Origin of the sequence: Apibacter sp. HY039 (genome assembly GCF_004023655.1) — a bacterium.
Taxonomy (GTDB): domain Bacteria; phylum Bacteroidota; class Bacteroidia; order Flavobacteriales; family Weeksellaceae; genus Apibacter; species Apibacter raozihei.
This window is the reverse complement of the sequence record NZ_SAYM01000010.1, coordinates 44,361-70,589: the sequence shown is the minus strand read 5'-3', so window position 1 is coordinate 70,589 and position 26,229 is coordinate 44,361. Positions and strand designations below refer to the sequence as shown.

The window sequence follows — 26,229 nt, the reverse complement described above, 5'->3', positions numbered from 1 at the left end:
AAAGATTCATCAAAAAATATTCCGTTGTGTATTATTGGAAAAAATTTTAACTACCTGATAAACCTTTTAGAGATTTGCTCTGCCTTCTTTGTTTCTGTATAATCATAAAAACCTTCTCCGCTTTTACATCCCAAGTTTCCGGAAGTAACCATATTGATAAGCAAGGGACAAGGTGCATACTTTGGATTTCTAAATCCTTCGTACATGATGGTAAGTATGGACAAGCAAACATCAAGACCTATAAAATCAGCCAGTTGCAAGGGTCCCATAGGATGTGCCATTCCCAGTTTCATTACCGTATCAATTTCTTTAATACCGGCAACACCTTCATACAAAGAGTAAATGGCTTCATTGATCATGGGCATTAAAATACGGTTAGCAACAAATCCGGGGTAATCACTTACTTCTACCGGAATTTTTTCTAACTTAGTGCATAGCTGTTTTACAGTTTCTATTGCTGATAAGCCGGTATTATAACCTTTAATGATTTCGACCAGCTTCATAAGAGGAACCGGATTCATAAAATGCATACCCACTACATCGGCCGGACGGCGGGTTACTGAGGCTATTTTTGATATGGATATTGAAGACGTATTGGAAGCTAATATAACTCCGGGTCCGGATAGCTGATCGAGCTGTCTGAAAATATTAAGTTTTATCTCCATATTTTCCGTAGCAGCTTCAATAATAAATTCTGCATCTGGAACTACATGTTCCAATGATTCATGAAAGGTTATTTGATTAAGTGTTTTTAACTTATCTTCAGGAGTAAGTTTTCCTTTGTAAATCATCCGATCCAGATTGCTCTCTATATTTTTTTGGGCTTCTTCAAGCATTTTATGAGAAATATCCACTAAAGAAACTTTGAATCCGTACTGGGCAAAAGTATGAGCAATACCATTCCCCATAGTTCCACCACCTAAAACAACTACCTTTTGTATCATTTATATGATTTTTGGAATAATTAATTTAAATATACGAATTCTTCTCTCGCAGATTTATCAAAAACAAACTTTTTTAAGTAGAAGGTTACTTTTTATATAATAACTGTTTTCGTAATGACTGAATATATTTTACTGATTGAAGAACATATGCGTTTTCTGGTTCCACTGCCCTCCAAAATGACAGATATCCTAGTATTTTTTCTAAATACCAGTCTTCTGCATCTTTGGAATTTATATGCAACAAATGTTTTGATATACCGCGTGTTTTTATGTAATATATAACTTTTCTAATCTCTCTCTTTTTACTCTTGGGTATTGTTAATTTTCCGGAGCTAATGGAAATTCCGGTAATAATTTTACGTTTAGCACCGGTTATAAACCGGGTTTTCTTTTTGTTAAGAATGAGTTTTTCTTCCTGAACTGTTTTTGAAATTTCAGCCAGCAATTCATTTTTTGATAAAATGTTTCCTGAAAATGAAAGATCGTCTGCATAACGGGTATATATAAATTGTCTGTTTCCGGCAATTTCACTTAATTTAGAATCCAGTCGCAATAAAGCCAGATTGCTCAATGCGGGACTGGCCGGACTGCCTTGCGGCAATTTTCCGTTTAAACAGCATAGATAGGCTAACTGATAAGCTAAAGTGTATTCGTATCCTAAATTTCTGAAGATAGCTACTACCCGGCTCTGATGTATAGATGGGAAAAAATTTCGTATATCAACTTTTAATAAATCTTTGGCATGTAGATGCTCTCTCGCATTGTGTACGATAGAAGTACTTATGCAAAAGCCTTTGGCTGCAGAATGCACACGCGCATGGATCAGTATTTTTTCATAAATTTTTTTTTGTATACGGTACAACGGAGTAAAAGGAGCGGAAATTAACCTTGACTTTCCATTTCTTTTCGGTATTCTGAAAGTTCGGTAATACTCTTCAGGATGTAATAGTATCGGAGCTAATTGAGTTTTGTTATCAATTTCCAATAGTTCACACAAATGTCCCAAATCTTTTGTTAGTAAATACTCTACCGAAGGTCTAAGACTTTTACTATTAATTTTATTATTTTGTACTTGGGTATCTGCATGCACGTCCGGAACATCCTCTTTATGAAAAGAGGTACTGAATAAAGACTTTAGTAGTTTCCATACCATACTCAAGAACTTTTTTAAGAAAAAGAGTGAGAATATTTACTTAAGTATATGTTTATCAATACTTAACTAAGTATAAAGATACTTTGTATCTTTTTTACTTGCTACTAAATATCCTCAGTAAACGAGGCGAATACACCTCTAATGCTAAATTTTGATTCTCACTCTTTTCTAGTTATAAATAAATTAAATCTTCAGAATTAAACATTGAATTTTTTTGCGTCTTCCAGGAACTGAGCCAGTCCTTTATCGGTTAACGGATGATTTAACAATGCGGTAATGGCATTTAATGGTGCTGTAATAACATCTGCACCTATTTTAGCACAGTTAATGATGTGTAATGGCCCTCTGATAGAAGCTGCGAGAATTTCAGTTGTATAACCGTAGTTATCAAATATAATACGAATATCTTCAATCAAAATAAGCCCGTCAGTAGACACATCATCCAGCCTCCCTAAAAAAGGAGATACATAAGTGGCTCCTGCTTTTGCTGCAAGTAAAGCCTGACCGGGAGAGAATACCAAGGTACAGTTTGTTTTAATTCCTTGTGATGAAAGCTTTTTTATAGCTTTAATTCCTTCGGCAATCATAGGAATTTTGATCACAATTTTCGGATCTATGTTACAAAGTTCTTCTGCTTCTTTAAGCATACCTTCGGTATCCGTTGAAATAACTTCTGCAGAAACATCACCATCTACAATATCACATATTGCTTTATAATGTGCCAGTATATTACTTTTCCCGGTAATTCCTTCTTTAGCCATTAAAGACGGATTAGTGGTTACACCATCCAGAACTCCCAGATTTTGTGCTTCTTTTATTTGAGCTAAATTAGCTGTATCTATAAAAAATTTCATCGTTTTTTGAGTACCAATTTACGCAATCCCGATTTAACTGCAAAAAATTTATCGTATTTTAATGCAAATCACTTTTATTCGTGTCATCTAAACCCTGGTAAAGATCTTTAATTAAACCAATTACTTTTTGGGTAGAGTAATAAAGTTGTCTTTGTTTTGTAGTGTCTGGCTTTATGATTTCCACACGCCAGACAAAACGACTGAAAGGATAAATTTTAATTTCAGTTTGAGTGTTTATAAGTAAACCTAGTATAATTGCCTCTTTTGAATCCAGCTTACTGAATATTTCCAGTACCTGTGATTGTTGTGCAGGCAGCGCATTTTCCCGGCTTACAGACAACAATTCGGGCTTATTTTCCAGATAAAGGCAAATCATAGATATATTAAATCTTGGTTTTAGTTAGTTTTAGAAAACGCCATAACAGCATGGTTCCGGCAAATGCCAGGCCTATACATAATCCTATCCAGGTCCCTACTGCTCCCATTTCCTGATGGATACATAAATAATATCCGATGGGTATGGCAAAAACGACATAAGCGATAAAGCAGATAAAGGTAGGTATAACCACATCTCTCATTCCTCTCAAACAGGCAAGGCTGACAACCTGTATTCCGTCAAAAATCTGAAAAAAGGCAGTTACAATGACTAACTTGGAGGCAATGCTGATCACTTCAATTTGTGTATTTTTAAAATAAATTAAGGGAAGCTGGTTCCTGAAAATAATGAAAAATATACCACATAAAGTCATAAATGCTGTAACTAAATACATGCTGGCCAAGCCGGCTTTACGAAGATCGTCACGGTTTTTAACACCATAAAAACCTGCGACACGAACTGTTGCCGCTACTCCGAACCCTACACAAATCTGAAACGTTATGGAGGCCAGATTGGCTGTAACCGAATGGGCTGAGGTATCCAGATAACTGTGTCTTCCTGCTATAAAAGCAGCTATGGCAAATGAACTGATTTCAAATAAAGATTGTAATGAGGAGGGTAATCCTATAGATATAAGTTTTCTGTAATAAATAGTTTTAATTTCTTTCAATTTAATAAAACTTAGGTAAAAGGAGGCTCTTTTGTTCATGTGCAACACCACCACAATAATAATCATCATGACAATACGGGCAATAAGCGTGGCTGTGGCTGAACCTTTTACTCCCATTTCCGGTAATCCCCATTGACCGTATATTAATCCGTAATTTAAAATTACATTAACAACATTGGACGTTACGGTTGCTACTGTAACCAGTATGGTCATAGAAATACCTTCTGAAAACTGGCGATACGACTGAAATATCATTAAAGGAAGTAAACTATAAGCACTAATATTTAAAAAGCTTATAGCATCAGGAATAACCATAGGGTTTTGTCCTGTTTTATATAATAAGGGGGAACAAATTTCCAATAAAAGGATAATGAAGATTGCCAAGGTCACATTCATTGTCATTCCATGTGTGAAAATTTTAGCTACTCTTTCGTTGTTGTTGTTTGCAACTGAAGAGGATATTAAAGGAGACATAGAATAAGAAAATCCTAGTAAAAAAACTAAAAAAATAATGAAAACACTGGTTGCGAGTGAGGCGGAAGCAATAGCTTTTTCACCCAGACCTGCAATGATGATGATGTCTATAAAATTTACGGAAACCTGCCCCAGCTGAGTAATAACTACAGGGAGTGCTAATTTCGTATTGGCTTTAAAATGTTCTTTAAGTTTCATTATTTCTGATTATGAGAGCCTGCAAAGGTACTAATTTTAACAGAGAAGTAAAAAAATCAGTACTTAATTTTATATTATATATTTATTTAAACTTTGTTTATTTCTATAAATTTTATATCACTGATACATTTATCCCAGGATACGTGTCATTATTTATAATCATAGATAATTTTTTAATTAAACAAATATACTACCTTTGCCCTGCATCTATTATTTTAATCTAAGCCTGAATTTATCATGAGCAATTCCGCAAAAGAAAATTATTCTTTTCAAAAAATTGTAGTTATTATAGGGATACTTTTATTTGGTTTCAAAATTGTTGCCTGGTATCTCACCCGTTCGGTATCCATTTTAACAGATACTCTTGAAAGTACTATAAATGTGCTGGCCGGATTATTCTCTTTGTACAGCCTTTATATCTCTTCCAAACCCAGAGATAAAGATCATCCGTACGGACATGGAAAAATCGAATTTATTTCAGCAGGAATTGAAGGAGGACTGATTTCTTTGGCCGGATTACTGATTATTTATGAAGCAGCTAAAAATGCATTTACTCCACACACCATTTCCCAGCTGGATTACGGAATAATTCTGGTTTCGATTGCCGGACTGGTAAATTATCTACTGGGAGTTGCCGCAGTAAATAAAGGTAAAAAAAACCATTCTCTGGCTCTTATTTCGGGAGGAGAGCATTTAAAATCCGATACATATTCTACGATTGGTTTGGTTATTGGGCTTATTTTAATGTATTTCACCGGATACTATTGGCTGGATAGCGTTATTGCACTTATTTTTGGAGGTATAATTATTTATACCGGGTTTAAAATCGTTCGTAAATCTCTTGCCGGAATTATGGATGAGGCGGATGAGGAACTTATAAAACAACTGGTTGATACGCTTGAACAAAATAGAAACCCTAACTGGATAGATATCCATAATGTGCGTTTTATTAAATATGGAAGCAGCCTTCATCTGGATTGTCATTTAACAATGCCCTGGTACTTTAACCTGAGAGAAGCCAAGCATGAGCTGGAGCATTTAGAAAAAATTATTAAAGACAATTTCGGGGACCGGTTTGAAATGTTTGTTCATGTGGATGATTGTTGTGAAAAATTTTCCTGCAAGATTTGTAATAAAACCAACTGTTTATATAGAAAACATCCGTTTGAAGAAAAAATAAAGTGGACGATTGAAAATATTGAAACCGATAAACATCATAAATTAGAAAATGAATAATCATGGCAAAAAGAAAAACTTATCTAGCTATTGAAGAAAAGATATTTAAATCATTAGGGAAAACAGGATATACGTTAACTTTTACTGTTTTGTTTATGATAGTTATGTGTATCGCTGACTTTCTTCTTTATTGTTTTCTGGATCATTATAATACTTCCAAATTTATTTTTACAGGAGAAATGAACTTTTCCGACTGGTTACATTTAATGGTATCCAGCTATCAGTTTTCCTATTTTAAAACAGGACTTTTTACATTAATTTTATTGCTTGTAGGTAACTACAGAAGCAAAACTTTAAAAAAAGAATTTTCAGAATAAAATTCTTATCTTTCCTGAAAACTTAACAAAACTAAAAAAGTTATGAATTTTAATAATTTACTGGTTTCGCAGGAAAACAAAATTTCATCGGTTACCATTCACAGACCTCAACAGTTAAATGCACTTAATTCAGCAACTTTAACGGAGTTAAGCGAATGCATTTCCATGCTGGAAGAAGACAGAAACACACGGGTAATCTTTATTACCGGAAGCGGTGATAAATCTTTTGTAGCTGGAGCTGATATAAAGGAGTTTTTAGATTTGGATGCCGGGCACATTAATGAGTTTGCTGAAAATATTCACGAAACTGTTTTTAACAAGATTGAAAATTTATCCAAACCGGTAATTGCTGCTATAAATGGTTTTGCACTGGGTGGCGGACTGGAACTTGCAATGGCCTGTCATATACGAATAGCTTCTGAAAATGCAAGAATGGGGCTTCCTGAAGTTACCCTGGGTCTTATACCCGGATACGGAGGCACGCAAAGATTACCTAAGCTGGTAGGAAAAGGATGGGCTAACCAGATTATTCTTTCAGCTGAAATGATAACCGCTCAAAAAGCTTTGGAAATTGGTTTAATCAATGAAGTGACTTCTCAGGGAAACTTATTACCCAGAGTTAAAGAACTGGCATTGAAAATTTCAAAAAATTCTTCTACTGCCATTACTCATGCTATAAAAGCTATTCAGGCTTCGGACAGTCCGCAAGGATTTGATAAGGAGATTGATCTTTTCGGAAATCTTTTTCAAACCCATGATTTTAAAGAGGGCGTTTCAGCATTTGTAGAAAAGAGAAAACCTAATTTTAATTAAATAAACTTTTTTAAAAAATTAAAAACCTAACCGGAAAGTATCCGGTCAGGTTAAATTTTAAGTTAAGATATGTATTTTTTGAGAGAGATTTAAAAAATAATTACACTTTTAAATCTGTTTCAATACCTAATAAATCTTTGTACTTATCCAGAATTGGCTGAACTTCGTGTTCCAAAAATTCAACGGTTTGTTCTGATGCAAAACCTATAAAATTGGAAGGATTTAACAATTGAACGAGTTTGTTTTTATCTATATTAACCCGTTGATCTTCAATAATTCTCTCAATCAGGTCATTGGATTTCCCTTCCATTTTCACTTGTCTGGCAGCTTCCATAGAGTGAGTACGGATAATTTCATGAAGTTCTTGTCTATCGCCTCCGTTTTTAACACCTTCCATAATGATATATTCCGTTGCCATAAATGGCAGTTCTTCATGAATGTGCTTTTCGATCATTTTAGGGTAAACAACCATTCCATCTAAAATATTATTCCATATAATTAATATGGCATCAACAGCTAAAAAAGCCTGAGGAATACTTAATCTTTTGTTAGCCGAATCATCAAGAGTTCTTTCAAACCACTGGGTGGAAGCAACCATAGCTGGTGATGCAGCTAAGGAAATAACAAATTTAGCAAGGGAAGAAATTCTTTCGGATCTCATAGGATTCCTTTTATACGCCATTGCGCTGGAACCTATCTGATTTTTTTCGAAAGGTTCTTCTACTTCCTTAAGGTTTTGTAATAATCTGAGATCATTGGTAAATTTATGTGCAGACTGCGCGATATTGGAAAGTAATTCCAATGCCTGTGCATCAACTTTTCTGTCATAGGTCTGCCCACTTACTTTAAAAACATTAGAAAATCCAAATCTGCCGGATAATTCTTTATCTAAATCTTTTACTTTCTGAAAATCTCCATTAAACAATTCTTTAAAGCTGGCAGCAGTTCCTGTGGTACCTTTTACTCCCCTGAAACGTAAAGTCTGAATACGAAATTCTAATTCTTCCAAATCAAGCAAAACGGATTGCAACCAAAGAGTTGCTCTTTTTCCAACCGTTGTTAATTGTGCAGGCTGATAATGGGTAAACCCTAAGGTAGGCAAGTCTTTGTACTCTAAAGCAAACTTGTGTAACCCGTTAATAACATTAACCAGTTTTTTCTTTATTAATTCAAATCCATCCCTGATTTGAATTAAATCGGTATTGTCTCCAACAAATGCAGAAGTTGCACCTAAGTGAATAATGGGACGGGCATTAGGAGCTACATCTCCATAAGCATGCACATGAGCCATGACATCATGTCTGAATTTTTTTTCGTATTCTGCCGCCTGAGCAAAATCTATATTGGAAACATTATCTTTAAGTTCTTTAATCTGTTCATCAGAAATATCTAAACCCAATTCTTTTTCGACTTCTGCCAATGCTACCCATAATTTCCTCCAGGTTGTAAATTTTTTATCAGGAGAAAAGTTATATAGCATTTCGTCGCTACAATAACGACTTTCTAAAGGATTTTGATACTTATCCATAAATTAGTTACTTTAAAATTTTTTCAAAAATACGCATTCTTAATTGAATTGTTTTAAAAACAAATTATTCAATTTATTCTAAATAAAGTTATACAAAAACATTGATTTTTTAATATCTTAGCATATTAAAAATTTAGCACTTAATTATATAGAGTTTATCCTTATAATCAATTGTTAAATAATAATATAAGTTTTTTTTTAATATTTAAATTTAAAAATATGCTAATATAAAATAAGTTTTTTTTTATAAAATAAACTAAAACTTAATATAAAATAACCTATTGTTTTTAATCTAAATTCATTGATAAAATAATATATGAAAAAAAAAGTACACATTCTTTTATTAATCTTTTTGAATGTTTGGGGAGGTATAAATGCACAGAATATTGAATTTTCTAACGATATACTTAAAAAACACCTGTTATCTTCATCATCTGAAAATGAGATAGCCAAAGATATTAATGGGAATCCTATGGCTATTGATGCCAACGGAGACGGAGAAATTTCACTTCAGGAAGCGCTAAATGTGTACCAGCTACAGGTGGGAATGAATAATATTTACCCTACAACTTATCCTAGTCTTGGTACTCCACCTGAAACAGATTCTTCTTCTGAACTTACTTATTTTACTAATGTCCGTATATTTAAATATGAGGGTAACACTCCTCATAATTGTTATAAGTGCTTTAACCGCATTGTAGATGCTACCGGATTTACAAATCTGGAAGAATTATACTATCTAGATGGACATTATTTTTATAAAGCTTACCCATTTAGTATTACTCTACCCAAATACCTACCAAATCTGAAAATTGTAGATGCCCCGATAAAAATATCTTACAGTCAGGCTCCCTATCTTGAAGATTTGAATTGTTCCTATACTGTCCAAACAGCATCTGATAGTTATGTTCAGCCACAAATCTTTAACAAATTAAATTTTTCAGATTTTAATAATCTAAAAAAAATAACGGCAAATGCTGACACTATTGTTTTAAAAAATCTCTCCAATCTGGATTCCATTTCATTAAATAGTAAATTTACTCATCTTGAAAATTTGCCTAAAATTGAGAATTTAGATTTTAGCACAACTACTTTTTCTAATGTTTATAGTAAAGAACTTACCATTAAAAATTTGATTGCTTTAAAAAAACTTAATTGTTCTCATAAAAAATATAAAAGTAGTTCTACATTAACTGCCGGAATAAAAACGTTAACACTTGAAAATTTACCTGAACTGGAATCTATTGATTGTTCTTACAATTATTTATCTTCATTAGATTTGTCACAAAATATTCCTAACTTAAAATATTTATTTGCGGGTAATAATTTATTTGATTCTACAATTAATTTATCTAAAAATACAAATATTGAACAAATATCTTTGTCAAATGATTATGAAATTGAACATTATGATGAAAATGGTATGTATGTGTCTTACAATATTAAGTCACTGGATGTTACATTAAATAAAAAACTGACATCACTGGATGTAACTCATAATGCAATATCTTCTTTAGACTTAACTTCAAACAAAAATCTGATTTCTTTAAACGCAAGAGATAACAAACTTTCATCTTTAGATACATCTAAGAATACTTTTTTATCAACCATTGATTTATCTCTTAATACAGAATTAGATCTAATAAATTTTGAAAATAATTTTAAACTTAAAAAAATAAATCTTAAGAAAACACAGATTAAAGAATTGGATCTAACGTCTAATATATTACTTGAAGAACTGAACATAGGAGGCACTCAGCTTTCTGATATTAATTTATCTAAAAATATATGGTTAAAACAACTGTTTTGCTATGGAAATTTTATAAAGACTTTAGATTTATCCAGTCAAAAATACATTTCTTATCTGGAGCTTAACGACAGTCCATATTTTGAACTTAAAAATCCTACGAAATTAGAAAATCTTATTATTAAAAATTCGGTACTCGATCCTTGGATCATCTCCAATAGTCACTATTTAATTAATTTACAAAATATGAAATATGTTTGTTGTGATAATGATGAAGAAATTGAAAACGTAAAAAATTCTGTTTTTAAAAATTTCACCTATTTAAATGATATAATATTTGATAGTAACTGTAATAAAAATTTAAATTCAGAAGAAGTACAAGCACCAGTAACAGTTACCCTATATCCTAATCCGGCTACTGATATCCTTTATATAAATACACGTGAAAAAATCACTAAAGTAGAAATTTTTGATACCAATGGAAGACTTTTAATTTCAGAGAAAATATCTTCTCCAAAATTTACTATTTCTACTCTTCCAGTGGGTTATTATTTTATAACCCTGCACCATGCTAAAGGCAAAATAAACAAACAATTTATAAAAAATTAATCCCTTAATAAAAAACTACTGAAAATTAAATTATATGAAATCAAAAATTTATCTTTTTTTATTTATTTTATTCTGTTTCTGCGGATATTTATCTGCCCAGAATATCGAGTTTACTAACGATATACTCAAAAACTACCTGTTATCCTCTTCTGCTGAAAATGAGGTAGCCAAAGATATCAATGGTAATCCTATGGCTATAGATACCAACGGAGATGGGGAAATTTCCCTTCAGGAAGCTTTAAAGGTTTATCAATTAAAAATAGGAATAAATAACATTTATCCTAGTACTTATCCTCAGTATCCGAATCAAACTGAAACAGGTTCTTCCGATCTGACATATTTTACCAACGTACGGATATTGTTATATAGTGGTACCGTTTCGTATTTAAAATCTAATTCGTTTCCCCGATTTTTAGACGCTACCGGATTTACTAATCTGAAAGAATTATATTATCAAAATGGTCATTCCTTTTATAAAGAATACCCCTTTTATCTTAAATTACCCGAGTATCTTCCTAATTTAAAAATTATGGATGCCCCACTAAAAATATCTTACAGTCAGGCTCCTAATCTGGAAGATTTGAATTGTTCCTATACTGTCCAAGGAAGTTCAGATAATTCGGGAACGACAATTACTTACGAAAAATTAAATTTGTCAGATTTTAAAAGTCTAAAAAAAATAACAGCAAATGCTGAAAATTTAGCTATAAATAATCTTCCTTCTCTTGAAGAGGCTGAAACTTACGCTTCAGATAGTTTAATAATGGCAAATCTTCCTTCTCTTAAAGCGCTTAATATTAACGGACGTTATTGTTATCTGGAAAATTTACCTAAGATTGATACTATATCTTTTAAAACTCCACAAAATAATGTGGTAATAGAAAAACACTTGGTAATTAAAAGACTGCCTTTTCTAAAATCGTTAGATTGTAAAAATACGATTACCAATTCTTCTACTATCAGATACTCCGGAATTAAAACGTTAGAGTTAGAGGATCTTCCTGAATTAACAAGTATTGACTGTACTGAAAATTTATTAACCTCGCTGGATTTATCTAAGAACATTCCTAATCTTTCCAGTTTGATTCTTAAAAAAAATAATTTAGAAGCTATTGATGTTTCCCAAAACATTCGATTAGATACTCTCGACTTGTCTAGTAACTATTACTTAAAGAAAATAGATTTAAGTAAAAACATTCAATTAAAAAAACTAAGTCTTTTTTATAATATGGATATTAAGGATCTAGATATCTCAAACAATCCACTAATTGAAGATCTGAACATATCCAGAACATCTATTTCCGATATTGACCTTTCCCTATTGAAAAATTTAAAATCTTTAAATTGCAGTGATAATAATATTACAACCTTAGATCTTTCTAAAAATCCTAATGTATCCGATTTAAAGCTCATTGATTATACTTACTATAATTATACAAAAGATCTAAAACATTTAATAATAAAAAATAATGTATTAGACTCCTGGATTAACGAAGGAGTATTAACCTACAGAAAACCAGGTTTAGAATCTATTTGCTGCGATAATCAGGAAGAAATTGATTTAATTTATAGGTATTTCTTACCTCAAAGTAGCGATGGACTGCGGTTTGATCCTAAAGATATATCAGTAACGACCAACTGCAATCAAAGTTTAGGCACCAATGAAATAAAAACACAAACTGAAATTACCCTGTATCCTAATCCGGCTACTGATTTTCTATACATAAATACAAAAGAAAAAATCACTAAAGTAGAAATTTTTGATACTAATGGAAGACTTTTAATTTCAGAGAACATAACTTCGCCCAAGGTTACTGTTTCTACTCTTCCGAAAGGTTCTTATTTTATGACCCTGCATTACGCTAAAGGCAAAATAAATAAACCGTTCATTAAAAACTAAATTTTAATTCCGGCATACAAAAATTAAAAAGCTTTTCTATTTTAGAAAAGCTTTTTTTTCTTTTATAAAAATTCATATAACCATATAAAAATTTTATTTTATCTTTTTAAGTATATTTGTTATCCCAAAAAGATATTATTTTTATGAATGCCCGTATATTTTCGTTCTCTTCATTCATTATTTTCATGATGTTAAGCAGTATTTTACCTGCTCAGAACATTAGTTTCAGAGATAGCTTCTTAAAAGAATATCTTTTAATTTCTTCGCCTTATAATGCAATAGCCCGCAACAGCCTAGGCAATGCTATAAAAATAGATAGTAATGGGGATGGTGAAATATCAAAAGAAGAAGCGTTAGAGGTATACAGCCTGGTATTATCATTAGAAAGTTTACTTATACCGGCGGAACGGCCGGATACCCGCTGGATTAAAAATTTCACTAATCTACGCAGCCTTACCTGTTACGGTTCACCGTATGCTAAGATAAAGTTTGATATTTCCGAACTTACCCAGCTTACCGAACTTTACCAATACAAAGTAACTATGCTGTATGGGCAACAACGTAATTTAAAAATCTTGTTTACCGACCAATTTCCTGAGCATTTAACTTCCGAGAATCTTAGCTTTGCACCTAATTTGGAGATACTAAAATGCGGGGACAATCAAAAATACGTAAGTCTTACTAAGCTGCCTGCTTTAAAAGAGCTGCATCTGGAAGGTAAAAATCTATCGAGAATAAAACTGGCAGATTTATCGGCCCTGTCTCTTTTTCATTATTCAGCCAAAGACGATAAAACCCCTTCTCTCCATCTGGAAAATTTACCACAAATCACTCAATTGCAATTACCTACTGATTCAGGTATAGATAGTCTGGTGGTAAAAAATTTACCTAACCTTAGGTCTTTGGATATTCAGGTAAAATCTCAGCAGCTGATGAATGTTAAAAATTTAGTTTTGGAAGGTCTTCCCCAACTTGCCTCTCTTACTTTTACCAACCGCAATGCAACCAGCCAACCGGATGCTCCTAAAACCTTAGCTGCACTACCGAAGGAAACAACCCAATCCGAACAGGTTCTACCTAACACAATGGACGAAAAAACCGAAAAAATTGCCGTTCAAATTCCTGCACAATCACCGGAAAGCTACCCATCTACAGCCATTGCGTCTACAAAAAACCTTTCATCGGTTACTCCTGAACAAACGTTTGCTCCTACTCCCAAAAAAAATATCTCCCAACTTATAGAAATTGATGAAGTTCCCACTAAATCTTTGGCTAAAGCACCTGAAGTACTACCCAATCCGGAAAGCTTGAAGGAAACAGAACCTACCAACAGTGTGGAACCCCAACTGGCTGAGCTTCTCCTCGATCAGGAAAAAGAGTTGCTTATCTCAACTGCTGAAAAAAATATTGAATTACCTCCGGTAGACAAGATACAAAATAATTCCTTTTCTGAGGTGTTAATTACTGTAAGAAACGAGGAACAGAAAGGAAAAAGTAATACGGAAATACAGAACAGTTCTGTTCAAAATATAATACTACCAGAACCGGAAAATTCTGAAAAAATCGCTGATTCTACTGATGAAATACATGTAACGGATACTTTTTCCAACCAAGAAAAAGAGTTACTTACCTCAACTGCAGAAAAAAATACTGAATTACCTCCGGTAGACAAGATAAAGGATGATTCCTTTTCGGAACTGTTAATTCCTGAAAAACCTGTAGAACAGAAAGTAACAATGCATACGGAAACAATGAGCGATTCTTCTATTATTATAAATCCTACTATAGTTACGGATACTTTATTTATCAAGAAAAATATAGCTCTTGCTCCATACGAAATATTCGACATAAATGATATAAAAGTACTCTCAGGAATCTTGACCAACGAACGATTTATTAACGTTGACGCTTTGTATGAGGGAGAGTATACCCTGGTTATTTATGCCCCTAACGGAAAAACTAAAGAATCTTTTATAAAAAATTAAAGAGAAAATAGTCTTAATGTATAAAATGAATTTACAAGATGTCATTTTAATGTATTCCTTTTTTTATTTAGTGAACCAAAAAAAATTTAAAAGAATTAATATTAAAAAACATAGTTATTAATACAACTACTTATTATTTTTTATTAAACTACAAATAAAAGTAGATCTATTTTTCACATTATTCCGTGAAAATGTGTAATTAATATTTCCCTCGGTTTTATAAATCCTGAAAGAGATACTTTTTTATACTCAGCATCAATTTTTTTGTTAATATTATTTGGATAACCTGAATGTTTATACAAATAAACTTTTATATCAATGTATATATCAAAACCACGTCCACCATTATATTGATATTCATATAATGTATAAACTTTACTATTCAATACATTTATTAATTCGGTTTCTAATAATATACTCCAACTATTTTCTCTAATAGAATCTATAAGTATTCTAGCTCTATCTTTTAATTCTATGTTCCTGTCGGATCCATCAGGAATTTCTATACTTTCTATACCTGACATAAGATGCTTTTTTCTAAAATCATCCCCAAAATTAACCGGTTTTTGCTGAAAATTTTCTATTAACTTCTCAGTAGTTATATCTTTTATTATAAATTGCATTTTTCTTTCAAATATAACTATTTTACCCTAATTGAGATAAAAAAATTATCTGATTAAGTATTTTTTTTCTTTTATACTCTCTTAAAGTAAAGGCAAATCTAACAGATTCGGTTATATTTTCTCTTCAAACTATTTACTTACTCAACAGTTTCTCTATAAGTTCATTTTTTTCCTGAATCATGCGCTCGTAAAGAGCTTCTTTTTCTGTATACAATTCTACAATTTTATCTATGGGATTAAAAGTAGGTTGATAACTAATTGTAGATGAATTATCATGATTATTAAAAGTATTTGCCACAAAATTTAAAGCTCCTTCGTCATTAAAATTCTCAATAGCTTCTACCGGAATATGTAAAGCTTCTGCAATTTTCGTTAGTGTTTCTTTATCTAAGATTTCTTTGTTTTCTAATTTTGATACCGTTTGCTGAGAAAGCTCCAGCTTATCTGCCAATACTTCCTGTTTTATTCCTAAAATTTCGCGTAATCTTTTTACATTTCTTCCGTGATGGGCTTTTGGGCTTACTGTATCTGTGTTCATGATATAACAAATTTATCTTTTAACAAAAATAGAAAAAATTCCGGTAAAAAAAGGTAAGTAGTTTTTTACAACTGTGAAAGGGTATTTTTATCCGGTTTTTGGTTCTTTTTTCAAAAATACTTCTTTTTCTTTGTGTTTTAAATACTATAAAATGGATGAAGAATTGAACACGGAAATAAAGGACTGGATCAAAGATTTAAAAAAAGACCGTACCCTGCGTTTTATGAATACCGGAACTACGAATTACAAGCAACTGGGTTTTACGATTCTTTCGTTACTCAATACCTCCCAAACGCATTTGTTTTCACTGGAAAATAAGAATCCTACGGAAGAAGAGGAAGAAGAAGTACGGATTGATATTTACAACCTGCTGGAAATGGCGAAACACCTCCTCCCCCACATAGAATTTGAATTTTTAGACAGGGTGCTGAGGGAAGAACTGAATGAGTACTAAATTGAGTATTAAAATTCAAAATATAAACCTAGAGTTTGTTTTATTAAACTCGTACTATATTTTAAATTTTAGATACTATGTACTAAGTTAACGAATTTTTATACACCAAAAAACTAAAGCTAAATAAGATAAAGTAATATTTTGAAATTATGCCTGATTATTATAATTTTATAAAAATTAAACAATTAGAGTTCAATATTCAATAAATAATTTATTTATTTTTGCCAAAAATAACTACTTATGAATAAAACATTTCTACTTTTAATTTTCACTTTATTCCTTTCCTTATTTTCATATTCCCAAATTATAAATTTTAAAATTATTTCTAATGATAATCAGGTATATACAGGAGTAACAAATAAATTTGAGATTTATTCAGATTTTAAAAAGATTAATATCCCAACTGAAAATGGTAAAATAACTTTGCTTAGTGAAAATCTTACTGATATTTATCTATGGAAAGAGCCTACAAATGTCTTTAGAATTACTCGGTTAACAAGTAAATTATACAGAACTAAAAAATGGATTTCAAAAAGCAAAAATCTATGGGTTGTTCAAACTTTATCAACTCCTAAACTTAATTTATATGAAGGTGGGCAGCTCTATACATTGAAAGATTCGTATCTTGAAATTTATTCAGTAGGTCAAAAAGGTCTTGTGGGTATTAAATATTTTTTCAAAAAACCAGAAGAGGAATGTATGACTTACATTGGAGATAATTCCATGACATTAAATCCTAATATATATTTACGATTGATTGCCGAAAGCTATTTTTCCGACTGTCCTGAACTAGCAACTAAAATAAGGAAAAGAGAATTTCAAATTCAAGATAAAGAAAAAATTATTGAATACTACAATAATCAATGTGAATAATACATTATAATTTTGACTCTTTAGTATAAAAATTAGGTCTTAAATTCCGGCAGATTTCAGATGTGAATTGCCTTGTTCTATATATAAGATACTGGAAGCCATTTTGTTTATTTCGTCTTCGTCATGACTTACCAATAAGGTGGTAGATTGTAACAAACGGTGGGCTTTAACGATTTCATCCTGTAGCTCCCGTCTGATTTTATTATCTACTGCCGAAAGAGGTTCATCCAGCAATAAAATACGCGCTTTAGATGCTAAGGCCCTAGCCAGAGCTACACGTTGCTTTTGCCCTCCCGACAGTTGGGTAACCTGCTGTTTTTTAAGATTTTCCAATCCAAAAGTGGTAATCAGCCGATGAATCCACTCCGGATCCTTTTCTCCTGACTGTGCAAAACGTATGTTTTTTTCCACATTCATATTCGGAAACAAAGCATAATCCTGAAACATAAATCCTACGTTCCTTTTCTGAGGCGAAAAATTTATTTTTTTAACAGAATCAAATACCTTCTGCCCGCCTATCTCAATCATTCCCCTGTCAGGAGTAACCAGTCCGGCAATCATTCTCAGCAAGGTAGTTTTGCCTGCTCCGGAGGCTCCGGATATGCAGATTAACTCATTTTCCCTGAAATGTTCATTTACTTTCAACGTCTTTTTACCTTCGGCGGTTAAAATGCTATGCTCAACATCTATCTTTATCATATCTACAACATGTTCACTCTAAAACTTTTATTGATACTATAAATCAGGGTCAGCAGGATAAAGGAAATAATAAAAAGAATAAAAGAGTACTGGTGAGCGGTTTCGTAATTTAGTGCCTGTACTTCATCGTAAATAGCAATAGAAGCAATACGGGTTTCTCCGGGAATGTTTCCTCCTACCATAAGAACAATACCAAATTCCCCGATGCAGTGGGCAAATGTTAACGCAATACCTGTAATAAGGGAAGATTTACAATTGGGAAGCAACACCCGGTAAAAAGTTACCCATTTTGATTTTCCCAAGGTATAGGAAGCTTCCCTGTAACTGGAAGGAAGCGATGAAAAACCGTTCTGAAGGGGTTGTATCATAAACGGCAGTCCGGCAATTACGCTGGCAATAACCACTCCTTCAAAGGTAAAGGCCAGACGTGTGCTCAGATATTTTTCCAAAAAGCCTCCGAAGCTGTTGGTAGGGCTAAAGGCTACCAGCAGATAGTAACCTATCACCGTGGGCGGCAGCACCATAGGCATACAAATAAGAGCTTCTACCAATGCCTTACCCCTAAAACGAGTATAAGCCAGCAGATAAGCTATAGGTAAGCCTAAAAGTAAAAGGATAGCTGTGGTACTAACGGCCAGTTTTCCAGTTAATACTAATGTATTTGAAAAGTCCGCTTCCAATACTAAATTTATTTTTTTACCAATCCGTAACCGTATTTAGTCCAGATACTATCACATCGGGAACTGGTTATATAATCCAGAAAGCGTGAGGCTTCTCCGTTTTTTTCCCATCCTTTGATTAATACGGCTGCCTGTGCTATAGGCGGACAAATGTTTTCGGGTAAAACATAATAACTTCCCTGGTTTGCCATTTCCGGAGCCAACGCCAGTGAAAGAGCTATAAAACCTACTTCTGCATTGCCTGAGAATGCAAATTGTGCAGTTTGATTTATATTCTCGCCCCATACGATTTTGTCTTTCACAGAATCGTAAATGCCTTGATCCTGTAGTGCTGTAACCGTATTTCTTCCATAAGGAGCATGTTCCGGATTAGCTATAGCTATTTTTTTAACCTCCGGAAGAAGTAAAACAGAAAGGCCTTTTTCTACTGGTATTTTCGCTGCCCATAAGGCTACCCTTCCATAACAATAATTTTTAGAAGAACCGGAAGTCTTTTCCTTTTCAACCAGCTTTTGAGGAAACTTGGTATCTGCCGACATAAATAAATCAAAAGGGGCTCCGTTGATAATCTGTTGGCTTAAAGTTCCGGAAGAACCATAAGTTATCTGTAGATCTGCCTCCGGGTTATCTTTTATATATTGGGTTTTAATTTCTTCTAAAACATATCGCAGATTGGCTGCCGCAGCCACTGTTGCTTTTCTTTCTTTGGTACAGGAAGAAATTCCGACTGTAAAAGCACAAAGGATTAATAAGTGTAAAAAACGTTTCATGAGTTATATATTTTAAGGTTATAAATTAATGCTGCCCTCCGTTTCTGATTTTAAAAATATGAAGCAGGGAGGGGAAAATGGCATCCATAGACTCTTCGGCTCCTTTGGTAGATCCCGGCAGGGTAACTACCAGTGTTTCTTTAACCAGGCCAGCTGCGCTTCTGGAGAGCATGGCCAGCGGAGTTCTGTTTTGCCCGTACGTGCGCATTGCTTCAGCAACACCGGGTATTTCTTTTTCCAGCAAAGGTTGTACTGCTTCCGGTGTGATATCGCGTTTGGATAATCCGGTTCCACCGGTTACCAGCACCATATCCAACTGTTGCGATACATATTTTTTTATATTTTCCTGAATCTGGACTATTTCATCGGGGATAATGAGATAATCGGAAATTTCAACCTGGCATTTCGAAAGTTTTTCCATAATCACCTTTCCTGCCCTGTCTTCTTTTCCTCCGGCTGAAATACTATCGGAACACACAATAACTGCTGCTTTAAGCGGAGTTTCAAAAACATCCTGTTTATCCGATTTACCTCCTCTTTTTTCAACTAACCGTATATTTTGAATTTCAATTTTTTTGTCGATAGGCTTCAGCATATCATACATGGTCAGCGCAACTACCGATGAAGCATGCATAGCTTCTACCTCTACACCGGTTTTATAGATCGTATGAATCTCTGTTTTTATAGTAATAATGAGTTCATTTATTTCAAAGGTAATAGAAGTAAATTCTATAGGTAACGGATGACAATCCGGAATAACATCACTGGTTTTTTTTGCAGCAAATAAACCGGCCGTTTTTGCCATTTCAAAAACATTTCCTTTGGGTACACGATTTTCTTTTATGGCATGAATAGTTTCCATAGAACTCACTTTTACTTCAGCCTGCGCAATGGCTTTACGTAAAGTGTTATTTTTTGAGGTTATATTTACCATAGGTTTATTGTTTGTTTTTGGTTTTGATTGTAAATTCAGGCTTATACGTAATCATAAGATAGGCCCAATATGGAAAACGTGTTTCTGTCTGAGTCTGTTTTTTCAATATATCGGTTCCTTTGTTTTTAAAATAACAACTCCAGCCTCCTTGCAGAGAGAATGACTGAGAAAACTTATAATCTACCTGCATATCCAGTTCAGAACCTATTCCTTTATTATTTCGATTTTGTATTTCCCGCGCGGTTGCAAAAGTGTGAAAGCTTCCGTTTACACTTAATTTTGGAAGCACTTTTACATCTGCTCCTGCAAAAATATCTACGAGCCCCTGAGTGGGTACTGCTATCCAATATTCCATAGTACCATTGTAATTATGGTGTGCCCCATAGAGCCTGTTAAATGTATGATCTGAACTGCCTGATGCCTTTGAACTGGTTCCGGATAAGTATTCTGCTCCCAGAGATGCTTTAATTTTATCAGAAAATGTATATTGATTTTTTAAACCAAGAAAAAAGGCATCGAGCTTTTTATCAGCCTTATCGTAACCGAACTGGTAATATCCTGTCAAATAGATGGAAAGAGGCATATTTTTATTTTTCATACCTATATTTCCCCCCAGTGTATTTTTATATATTGAAGTTTTATTTCCCCGGCCGGGCAGGGTATTTTTAATTCCTTCATTTACCCAGATACCAGATACATTGAAATTCTGAAATGAATACATTCCCCATCCATAAAACATAGATTCGTAACTTTTAGCCGCATTGTATAAGGAAACTGAAGCATTATTCCACGCACCTCCAACATTTACCTTTACTTTTTCGGTGTTATATTTCAATTTAACCAAATCGTGAGCATTGGGTGTATTACTCCAGGCACCTGCAGAAAACAAGCGGTTATCATCATACTCCAAAATTTGTCTTCCTGCTGAAACTGAAATTTGCGGATTAAAGAAATATTCACCCCAAGCTTCATAAATTCCAAAAAAATTATCGGTTCTTACGGAATGATCTGAACTGAATATCTTAGAATCCAACAAGGTTACTTTAGCTTTAAATTTTTCCGATGTATAAGAACCATAGAGCTTTAATCTGAGATTATGTACATATAAAGGATCTATGGAATCAGCCAATGGTTTTCTAAAACCATTTCTTAACTCTCCCCGGTTTCTTATTTCTCCACCCACCTGTATTTTTTGTGAATAAATAGTTTTCATAGTTCCTAATAAAAAAATGCATACCAGTGCTAATTTAAATTTCATATAAGTGAATTTTGTTACTTTTAATAATTAGTTAAATTTTATTTGTTTTGTAAATATAACCTTCTTTTCCAATCTTCCACTTCTCCTGTTTCCAATCGCTTAGTCAAAGTATTTTTCCAGCTTTCAGCCAGAATATTAATCTTCAGAATTTCATATAGAGCTTCTTTATTTAAACAATCTTTATATAAAATATGAAGTAGATAGGTTAAAGAAATTTCGGGATATGGCCTCTCCAATAATACAAATTTATCTCCTTCCTGTACTTGTCCTTCTTCCAAAACTCTGTAATACCAGCCTGTTTTGAGACTATTTTGTACTTCTTCTGCCATAGTTGGATACTTAAACCTATAGTTGAGCTTCCAGCAGGGCTGACGTGCCTGACTTACTTCCAGAATGCAGCCACCTAAACGATATTGATCTCCTATCATTACGGTATCTTCCGTCATTCCTACGGAAGTAATATTTTCTCCAAACGCTGCCATTTGCTTCAACCTTGTAGTATCCGGAAGAATATTTTCCCAAAAAGTATAATTTTCATACGCGTATTGATGAATAGCTTTATCTATTCCTCCATGAAAACGTTTATCTGACTGAACATCAGATTTTAATCCTAATTTGGTTACCAGCGCAGGCTCATTAAGCTTCTTTTTATTTATGGCACTTAAAAATCCTGAATCTTCCAGCGGTTCTTCTTTTCCTGCGTTTAATGATACTAAAACCGGTTGAGCTGTATTCATATTTTATCTATTTTCTTTCCAGTGATGTGTATGGTCGTCGTAAATTTCTTTCCCCCATATCGGCAATTCTTTTTTCAGCCTTTCCACCATTTCGTTACAGGCTTGAATGGCCGGCTCCCTATGGCCTGAGGAAGTAAATACAAACAGGCATATTTCTCCTTTTTTAACAATTCCCAGGCTGTGATAGACATGCATGCATACCAAGTTATATTTAGAGAATATGTCTTCACGAATTTCCGCAAGTTTTTTTTCTGCCATTTCCTGATACGCTGTAAATTCAATGGATTCTACTTCTTTACCATTTTTAGAATCTGCTCGTATTTGCCCCAGAAAAATACTATGCCCTCCGATATTGGTTTTTACAGTATGTTTTTCAATACTATCGGCTACAAATTGGGAGGAAATAGCTCCTTCGATAAATATTTTTTTTATTTTACTCATTATATTATTGTTTCTATTCCATCTTTGATATGGCGTATATCTTTAGTTGGATATTTTTCTTTGGCAATTTGTACCGCCCGTAAACTTCTCATTCCCAAACGGCATACAAAAATAATAGAATCAAATGACTTTAATTGTTCAATTTGCTGTTCCAATACAGATAATGGAATTAGTGTATAATCAAATTCCTGTATTTTGGGTAATTCGTCTTCATTACGAACATCTACCAGCACGGAATTTTTTTTACTCAGAAGCGATTTTAGCTGCTCTTTATCATCTATCTCATTATTTGGCGTAAAAAAACCGCAAAGTTCTTCGTAAGAAGTTGTCAACAGTTCTTCAATAGTTTCAGGAGAAGTGTTGGAATCTCCTTTTTTATATTTAATTGTCCGGGTTTCATAAGTTAAGATATTCATAATCCATAATTTATGAACCAAGGGCTTACCTATACCGGTTAGCAATTTGATGACCTCGTTAGCCTGAACAACTCCAATAATTCCGGATAATGTTCCTAAAACTCCTGCTTCATTACAGGTAGGTACTTCTGCCGGTTGAGGTGGCGTAGGAAATAAATCTCTGTAATTGGTAGATTCACCGTCTTTTTCAACATTAAAGACCGATACTTGTCCTTCATACTGATAAATAGCGCCATATACCAATGGTTTATTTAATAGCCGTGATAAATCATTGGCAAGATATCTGACCTGAAAATTATCGGTACAATCTACAATAACCTGATAAGGGGTAAATATGGATAATGCATTGTCTGAAGTTAATTTTTCAGAATGTATCCGAATTTCAGTTTCAGAATTCATTTTTTGCAGTTTAGCTTTTGCTGCTTCTGTCTTTAGCTTTCCTACATCATTTTCATCAAATAGAATCTGTCTTTGCAAGTTTGAAATATCAACCGTATCATAGTCTACAATTCCCAGTGTACCTACTCCTGCAGCAGTCAGAAATTGTAATACCGGACATCCTAAACCTCCTGCTCCCAGTACCAATACTTTGGATTGAAAAAGTTTTTCCTGTGCATTTTTACCAAATCCTGATAATATGGTTTGTCTGTTATATCGTTGTAAATTCATTGTTTACAAATGGTTTATCCACCGGAATACGGGGGTAATAATGCTATTTCTGAATTTGTTGAAATTGAATCGTTATCCTGTGTATTTTCGTTATTAACTATTACCAGATAAGTAAGAGATTGTAACGAAGGAAAAAGGACTTCCAGTTTCTGTTTTAAATCGGAAACGGTGGTTATCTTCTCGTTTAACAAATATTCTTCTGTCTGAAAGATATCTGTTAGTTTTCCAAAAATTTTAATATTCATATTTTATTAGTTTTTCAACGGACCTGATTTCTTCTGGTGTATTTATATTTGCTAAAAAATCTGTAGGGAAGTTTATGCTCATTTCTACAATATCAGCTTCTACCTCTTCTATAAAACTCCTCATTTTCAGCTTATTATTTTCTATTTTCTTTTTAAGTTTCGGTACTATCTCTTGAGTATAAATTCCAAACAACGGATGTATATTTCCCTTATAGGAGGCTACGGTTACTTTTCCTTTTTTATGTTGTTTCAGTATATATTGAATAGATTCTGAAGATATTAATGGTATATCACAACTGGCCACAAATATATCTCCTCCCGAATCGTTTAAAGCAGTGTAAATACCTCCCAGCGGACCTTTGTCCTGTATTATATCGGGAATTAATTGCAATTCAAATATTTTATAATCAATATTTTGAGTATTTATCTTCACTACAGAAAAGTTTTTTTTTAATTGTTGAATTACCGATTCAATCATGGGCTTATGACCGATGTTTTTTAAGCCTTTATCTTCTCCCATTCTGCTACTTTTTCCTCCGGCCAGAATATAGGCTTCTTGAATCATAATGTGCTGTTTTTAAATAAAAAAAATTGTTGATCTATCCTTTTAAATTCAGCAAGTATTTTTTTCCCTTCATGAGTTAAAACTGCTCCTCCTCCTTCGCGTCCACCCACACTTTTTATCACTAGCGGTTGTGTATTGCCTTTATTTAATTCCTTAATCATTCCCCAAGCCTTTCTGTAGGGAATATTAGTATTGCGTGCAGCAGCAGCTATAGATCCGGTCTTATCTATTTCTTCCAGCAATAAGGCTCTTCCTTTTCCTATTTTCAATCCTGCGGAAGTCTCCAGCCATATATGTCCCTCAATTTTTAAATTTTCCATACTGTAATTTCTTCCCCTTTTTTTAAAGTACGTGGCTGCCCATCCAGTTCTATCCAGCAATTGGCAATAGTAAAAGAATCCATTTTATACGATTCCTGTGAAGATAAAATCCGTACTTTTCCTTCTTCCCAATACCCTTTTAAAAATAAGGTTAATGTGTTTTTTTTATAAAAATCAGTATCTAAAACCGCTTTAGCTTTATAGTTATTACATTTTTTGTTTCCTTTTATACCTTCTAAAAAAGGACGTACATACTGATAAAAACATGAAAGCACTGAGGCCGGATTTCCGGGAAGTGCAAAAACGTATTTATTATCTTTTTTACCAAAAAAAAGTGGTTTTCCAGGTTTTTGCTGCACTTTATAGAACAATTGTTTTACCCCGCATTCTTGTAAAGATTCTTTTACAAAATCATAATCACCTACCGAAATTCCACCGGTTATTAAAAGCACATCTACTTTATTTAAACTATCATTGATTGATTCTATCGTTGATTGTTTATCATCTTTGACTTTTTCAGGCGGAAATGAAGTTATGTTCATATCACGCAATACTGATTGCAGAGAGGGAGAGTTACTTTCATAAATTTGTCCGGGTTGTAAAGGTTTTCCGGGCTCAACAAGTTCGCTTCCTGTAACTAAAATACCAACATCGGGAAAAGAATAAACCGGAATTTTATCAAATCCAAAGCCTGCCAACAAACTCAGCAACCCTGAATTGATATATGTATTTTCAGAAACTAAAATTTCTCCTTTTCTGGTCTGCGATGCTCGCAATCTAACATTAAGACCTTTATAAATTTCCTGCTCTTCCAGAAATAACTGGTTATTTTCAACCTTCACTTTTTCTTGCATTACTACCGTATCTGCCCCATCAGGCATAGGTGCTCCTGTAAATATACGTGCAGCTTCTCCTTCTTTTATATGAGGAAGTGATGTATCCCCCGCTTTTATAACATGTGTAATTTTTAAAGGCAGCTTTTTTTCAAAATCAGCATATGCAAAAGCATAGCCATCCATTGCAGAATTATCAAAGCCGGGAACATCTACACCTGCTATTAACTCTTTGGCTGTATAATGATATAAAGCATCCGTAAGACTAAGGTATGTTACGCTTTTAGTTTCTATTTCTTCATTTAAGATTGTTCGTGCCTGATTTACTGTAATAAATTCCATATCAATAGGTCTTTTTTGTCACAACGGT

General features: G+C 33.3%; 28 protein-coding genes. 8 read left to right on the top strand and 20 right to left on the bottom strand.

What is annotated here, in order from left to right:
* Positions 1 to 50: 50 nt before the first annotated feature.
* The 5 genes from EQ921_RS14465 to EQ921_RS14445 form a co-directional block, all read right to left on the bottom strand.
* Positions 51 to 941 (bottom strand): 3-hydroxyacyl-CoA dehydrogenase family protein, encoded by an 891-nt coding sequence (locus tag EQ921_RS14465; protein WP_185144520.1) that lies wholly within the window; start codon positions 939 to 941, stop codon positions 51 to 53.
* A gap of 88 nt (positions 942 to 1,029) precedes the next feature.
* The gene (locus EQ921_RS14460; protein WP_128332164.1) at positions 1,030 to 2,097 is read right to left on the bottom strand and encodes a reverse transcriptase domain-containing protein; all 1,068 of its coding nucleotides are present in this window, start codon (positions 2,095 to 2,097) and stop codon (positions 1,030 to 1,032) included.
* A gap of 197 nt (positions 2,098 to 2,294) precedes the next feature.
* Positions 2,295 to 2,951, bottom strand: a complete 657-nt coding sequence (fsa, locus tag EQ921_RS14455) for a fructose-6-phosphate aldolase (protein ID WP_128152303.1) — start codon at positions 2,949 to 2,951, stop codon at positions 2,295 to 2,297.
* A gap of 58 nt (positions 2,952 to 3,009) precedes the next feature.
* Positions 3,010 to 3,327, bottom strand: coding sequence for a hypothetical protein (locus EQ921_RS14450; protein ID WP_128332163.1), 318 nt, complete (start codon positions 3,325 to 3,327; stop codon positions 3,010 to 3,012).
* A 7-nt stretch (positions 3,328 to 3,334) separates the two neighbouring features.
* Complete coding sequence (locus EQ921_RS14445) at positions 3,335 to 4,669, bottom strand: MATE family efflux transporter (protein WP_128332162.1); 1,335 nt, start codon at positions 4,667 to 4,669, stop codon at positions 3,335 to 3,337.
* Positions 4,670 to 4,906: 237 nt separating this feature from the next.
* On the opposite strand from EQ921_RS14445, the gene EQ921_RS14440 reads away from it, so the two are divergent.
* From EQ921_RS14440 to EQ921_RS14430, 3 genes are read left to right on the top strand one after another with little or no spacing between them, the layout of a single operon-like run.
* A complete protein-coding gene (locus tag EQ921_RS14440) occupies positions 4,907 to 5,905 on the top strand; it encodes a cation diffusion facilitator family transporter (protein WP_128332161.1) in 999 nt (332 codons plus the stop codon).
* A 2-nt stretch (positions 5,906 to 5,907) separates the two neighbouring features.
* Positions 5,908 to 6,222 (top strand): hypothetical protein, encoded by a 315-nt coding sequence (locus EQ921_RS14435; RefSeq protein ID WP_128332160.1) that lies wholly within the window; start codon positions 5,908 to 5,910, stop codon positions 6,220 to 6,222.
* A 42-nt stretch (positions 6,223 to 6,264) separates the two neighbouring features.
* A complete protein-coding gene (locus EQ921_RS14430; RefSeq protein WP_128332159.1) occupies positions 6,265 to 7,035 on the top strand; it encodes an enoyl-CoA hydratase/isomerase family protein in 771 nt (256 codons plus the stop codon).
* A 100-nt stretch (positions 7,036 to 7,135) separates the two neighbouring features.
* Here the strand turns inward: EQ921_RS14430 and purB are convergent, their stop codons facing one another.
* The gene (purB, locus tag EQ921_RS14425) at positions 7,136 to 8,563 is read right to left on the bottom strand and encodes an adenylosuccinate lyase (RefSeq protein ID WP_128332158.1); all 1,428 of its coding nucleotides are present in this window, start codon (positions 8,561 to 8,563) and stop codon (positions 7,136 to 7,138) included.
* A 316-nt stretch (positions 8,564 to 8,879) separates the two neighbouring features.
* On the opposite strand from purB, the gene EQ921_RS14420 reads away from it, so the two are divergent.
* From EQ921_RS14420 to EQ921_RS14410, 3 genes are all read left to right on the top strand, one after another.
* A complete protein-coding gene (locus tag EQ921_RS14420; RefSeq protein WP_128332157.1) occupies positions 8,880 to 10,919 on the top strand; it encodes a T9SS type A sorting domain-containing protein in 2,040 nt (679 codons plus the stop codon).
* A 34-nt stretch (positions 10,920 to 10,953) separates the two neighbouring features.
* The gene (locus tag EQ921_RS14415) at positions 10,954 to 12,819 is read left to right on the top strand and encodes a T9SS type A sorting domain-containing protein (protein WP_128332156.1); all 1,866 of its coding nucleotides are present in this window, start codon (positions 10,954 to 10,956) and stop codon (positions 12,817 to 12,819) included.
* Between the two features lie 143 nt (positions 12,820 to 12,962).
* A complete protein-coding gene (locus EQ921_RS14410; protein ID WP_128332155.1) occupies positions 12,963 to 14,804 on the top strand; it encodes a T9SS type A sorting domain-containing protein in 1,842 nt (613 codons plus the stop codon).
* A 173-nt stretch (positions 14,805 to 14,977) separates the two neighbouring features.
* On the opposite strand, the gene EQ921_RS14405 is transcribed toward EQ921_RS14410, so the two are convergent.
* Positions 14,978 to 15,427 (bottom strand): hypothetical protein, encoded by a 450-nt coding sequence (locus tag EQ921_RS14405; RefSeq protein WP_128332154.1) that lies wholly within the window; start codon positions 15,425 to 15,427, stop codon positions 14,978 to 14,980.
* Positions 15,428 to 15,560: 133 nt separating this feature from the next.
* Positions 15,561 to 15,965, bottom strand: coding sequence for a helix-turn-helix transcriptional regulator (locus tag EQ921_RS14400; RefSeq protein WP_128332153.1), 405 nt, complete (start codon positions 15,963 to 15,965; stop codon positions 15,561 to 15,563).
* Positions 15,966 to 16,116: 151 nt separating this feature from the next.
* Between EQ921_RS14400 and EQ921_RS14395 the strand changes: the two genes are divergently transcribed.
* Entirely contained in the window at positions 16,117 to 16,419 is a 303-nt protein-coding gene (locus EQ921_RS14395) for a hypothetical protein (protein WP_128332152.1), read from the top strand.
* A 240-nt stretch (positions 16,420 to 16,659) separates the two neighbouring features.
* Complete coding sequence (locus EQ921_RS14390) at positions 16,660 to 17,292, top strand: hypothetical protein (protein WP_128332151.1); 633 nt, start codon at positions 16,660 to 16,662, stop codon at positions 17,290 to 17,292.
* A gap of 39 nt (positions 17,293 to 17,331) precedes the next feature.
* Here EQ921_RS14390 and EQ921_RS14385 read toward each other — a convergent pair whose 3' ends face one another.
* From EQ921_RS14385 to EQ921_RS14330, 12 genes are read right to left on the bottom strand one after another with little or no spacing between them, the layout of a single operon-like run.
* The gene (locus EQ921_RS14385; protein ID WP_128332150.1) at positions 17,332 to 17,991 is read right to left on the bottom strand and encodes a sulfate/molybdate ABC transporter ATP-binding protein; all 660 of its coding nucleotides are present in this window, start codon (positions 17,989 to 17,991) and stop codon (positions 17,332 to 17,334) included.
* A gap of 2 nt (positions 17,992 to 17,993) precedes the next feature.
* Complete coding sequence (gene modB / locus EQ921_RS14380) at positions 17,994 to 18,671, bottom strand: molybdate ABC transporter permease subunit (protein WP_128332149.1); 678 nt, start codon at positions 18,669 to 18,671, stop codon at positions 17,994 to 17,996.
* Positions 18,672 to 18,679: 8 nt separating this feature from the next.
* Positions 18,680 to 19,441, bottom strand: coding sequence for a molybdate ABC transporter substrate-binding protein (modA, locus tag EQ921_RS14375; RefSeq protein WP_128332148.1), 762 nt, complete (start codon positions 19,439 to 19,441; stop codon positions 18,680 to 18,682).
* A 25-nt stretch (positions 19,442 to 19,466) separates the two neighbouring features.
* Positions 19,467 to 20,375 (bottom strand): bifunctional molybdenum cofactor biosynthesis protein MoaC/MoaB, encoded by a 909-nt coding sequence (moaCB, locus tag EQ921_RS14370; protein WP_128332147.1) that lies wholly within the window; start codon positions 20,373 to 20,375, stop codon positions 19,467 to 19,469.
* A gap of 4 nt (positions 20,376 to 20,379) precedes the next feature.
* The gene (locus EQ921_RS14365; protein WP_128332146.1) at positions 20,380 to 21,633 is read right to left on the bottom strand and encodes an alginate export family protein; all 1,254 of its coding nucleotides are present in this window, start codon (positions 21,631 to 21,633) and stop codon (positions 20,380 to 20,382) included.
* A gap of 38 nt (positions 21,634 to 21,671) precedes the next feature.
* A complete protein-coding gene (locus EQ921_RS14360; protein WP_128332145.1) occupies positions 21,672 to 22,370 on the bottom strand; it encodes an MOSC domain-containing protein in 699 nt (232 codons plus the stop codon).
* Between the two features lie 3 nt (positions 22,371 to 22,373).
* Complete coding sequence (locus EQ921_RS14355) at positions 22,374 to 22,811, bottom strand: molybdenum cofactor biosynthesis protein MoaE (protein WP_128152262.1); 438 nt, start codon at positions 22,809 to 22,811, stop codon at positions 22,374 to 22,376.
* Positions 22,811 to 23,896 (bottom strand): HesA/MoeB/ThiF family protein, encoded by a 1,086-nt coding sequence (gene moeB / locus EQ921_RS14350; RefSeq protein WP_128332144.1) that lies wholly within the window; start codon positions 23,894 to 23,896, stop codon positions 22,811 to 22,813. Before moeB ends, EQ921_RS14355 begins: the two co-directional genes overlap by 1 nt.
* A gap of 14 nt (positions 23,897 to 23,910) precedes the next feature.
* Positions 23,911 to 24,141 carry a MoaD/ThiS family protein gene (locus EQ921_RS14345; RefSeq protein WP_128152258.1) on the bottom strand — a complete coding sequence of 77 codons (231 nt, stop codon included), beginning with the start codon at positions 24,139 to 24,141 and terminating at the stop codon, positions 23,911 to 23,913.
* The gene (locus EQ921_RS14340) at positions 24,131 to 24,706 is read right to left on the bottom strand and encodes a molybdenum cofactor guanylyltransferase (RefSeq protein ID WP_128332143.1); all 576 of its coding nucleotides are present in this window, start codon (positions 24,704 to 24,706) and stop codon (positions 24,131 to 24,133) included. The genes EQ921_RS14345 and EQ921_RS14340 overlap by 11 nt, the downstream gene beginning before the upstream one ends.
* The gene (locus EQ921_RS14335; protein WP_128152254.1) at positions 24,703 to 25,026 is read right to left on the bottom strand and encodes a winged helix-turn-helix domain-containing protein; all 324 of its coding nucleotides are present in this window, start codon (positions 25,024 to 25,026) and stop codon (positions 24,703 to 24,705) included. The genes EQ921_RS14340 and EQ921_RS14335 overlap by 4 nt, the downstream gene beginning before the upstream one ends.
* Entirely contained in the window at positions 25,014 to 26,201 is a 1,188-nt protein-coding gene (locus EQ921_RS14330; RefSeq protein WP_128332142.1) for a molybdopterin molybdotransferase MoeA, read from the bottom strand. The genes EQ921_RS14335 and EQ921_RS14330 overlap by 13 nt, the downstream gene beginning before the upstream one ends.
* Positions 26,202 to 26,229 lie beyond the last annotated feature (28 nt).

Bases quoted from the DNA above. Each gene is read 5' to 3' on its own strand.
- EQ921_RS14460 (WP_128332164.1), bottom strand. From the start codon at position 2,097: ATGGTATGGAAACTACTAAAGTCTTTATTCAGTACCTCTTTTCATAAA.
- fsa (WP_128152303.1), bottom strand. From the start codon at position 2,951: ATGAAATTTTTTATAGATACAGCTAATTTAGCTCAAATAAAAGAAGCA.
- EQ921_RS14450 (WP_128332163.1), bottom strand. From the start codon at position 3,327: ATGATTTGCCTTTATCTGGAAAATAAGCCCGAATTGTTGTCTGTAAGC.
- EQ921_RS14445 (WP_128332162.1), bottom strand. From the start codon at position 4,669: ATGAAACTTAAAGAACATTTTAAAGCCAATACGAAATTAGCACTCCCT.
- EQ921_RS14440 (WP_128332161.1), top strand. From the start codon at position 4,907: ATGAGCAATTCCGCAAAAGAAAATTATTCTTTTCAAAAAATTGTAGTT.
- EQ921_RS14435 (WP_128332160.1), top strand. From the start codon at position 5,908: ATGGCAAAAAGAAAAACTTATCTAGCTATTGAAGAAAAGATATTTAAA.
- EQ921_RS14430 (WP_128332159.1), top strand. From the start codon at position 6,265: ATGAATTTTAATAATTTACTGGTTTCGCAGGAAAACAAAATTTCATCG.
- purB (WP_128332158.1), bottom strand. From the start codon at position 8,563: ATGGATAAGTATCAAAATCCTTTAGAAAGTCGTTATTGTAGCGACGAA.
- EQ921_RS14420 (WP_128332157.1), top strand. From the start codon at position 8,880: ATGAAAAAAAAAGTACACATTCTTTTATTAATCTTTTTGAATGTTTGG.
- EQ921_RS14415 (WP_128332156.1), top strand. From the start codon at position 10,954: ATGAAATCAAAAATTTATCTTTTTTTATTTATTTTATTCTGTTTCTGC.
- EQ921_RS14410 (WP_128332155.1), top strand. From the start codon at position 12,963: ATGAATGCCCGTATATTTTCGTTCTCTTCATTCATTATTTTCATGATG.
- EQ921_RS14405 (WP_128332154.1), bottom strand. From the start codon at position 15,427: ATGCAATTTATAATAAAAGATATAACTACTGAGAAGTTAATAGAAAAT.
- EQ921_RS14400 (WP_128332153.1), bottom strand. From the start codon at position 15,965: ATGAACACAGATACAGTAAGCCCAAAAGCCCATCACGGAAGAAATGTA.
- EQ921_RS14395 (WP_128332152.1), top strand. From the start codon at position 16,117: ATGGATGAAGAATTGAACACGGAAATAAAGGACTGGATCAAAGATTTA.
- EQ921_RS14390 (WP_128332151.1), top strand. From the start codon at position 16,660: ATGAATAAAACATTTCTACTTTTAATTTTCACTTTATTCCTTTCCTTA.
- EQ921_RS14385 (WP_128332150.1), bottom strand. From the start codon at position 17,991: ATGATAAAGATAGATGTTGAGCATAGCATTTTAACCGCCGAAGGTAAA.
- modA (WP_128332148.1), bottom strand. From the start codon at position 19,441: ATGAAACGTTTTTTACACTTATTAATCCTTTGTGCTTTTACAGTCGGA.
- moaCB (WP_128332147.1), bottom strand. From the start codon at position 20,375: ATGGTAAATATAACCTCAAAAAATAACACTTTACGTAAAGCCATTGCG.
- EQ921_RS14365 (WP_128332146.1), bottom strand. From the start codon at position 21,633: ATGAAATTTAAATTAGCACTGGTATGCATTTTTTTATTAGGAACTATG.
- EQ921_RS14360 (WP_128332145.1), bottom strand. From the start codon at position 22,370: ATGAATACAGCTCAACCGGTTTTAGTATCATTAAACGCAGGAAAAGAA.
- EQ921_RS14355 (WP_128152262.1), bottom strand. From the start codon at position 22,811: ATGAGTAAAATAAAAAAAATATTTATCGAAGGAGCTATTTCCTCCCAA.
- moeB (WP_128332144.1), bottom strand. From the start codon at position 23,896: ATGAATTTACAACGATATAACAGACAAACCATATTATCAGGATTTGGT.
- EQ921_RS14345 (WP_128152258.1), bottom strand. From the start codon at position 24,141: ATGAATATTAAAATTTTTGGAAAACTAACAGATATCTTTCAGACAGAA.
- EQ921_RS14340 (WP_128332143.1), bottom strand. From the start codon at position 24,706: ATGATTCAAGAAGCCTATATTCTGGCCGGAGGAAAAAGTAGCAGAATG.
- EQ921_RS14335 (WP_128152254.1), bottom strand. From the start codon at position 25,026: ATGGAAAATTTAAAAATTGAGGGACATATATGGCTGGAGACTTCCGCA.
- EQ921_RS14330 (WP_128332142.1), bottom strand. From the start codon at position 26,201: ATGGAATTTATTACAGTAAATCAGGCACGAACAATCTTAAATGAAGAA.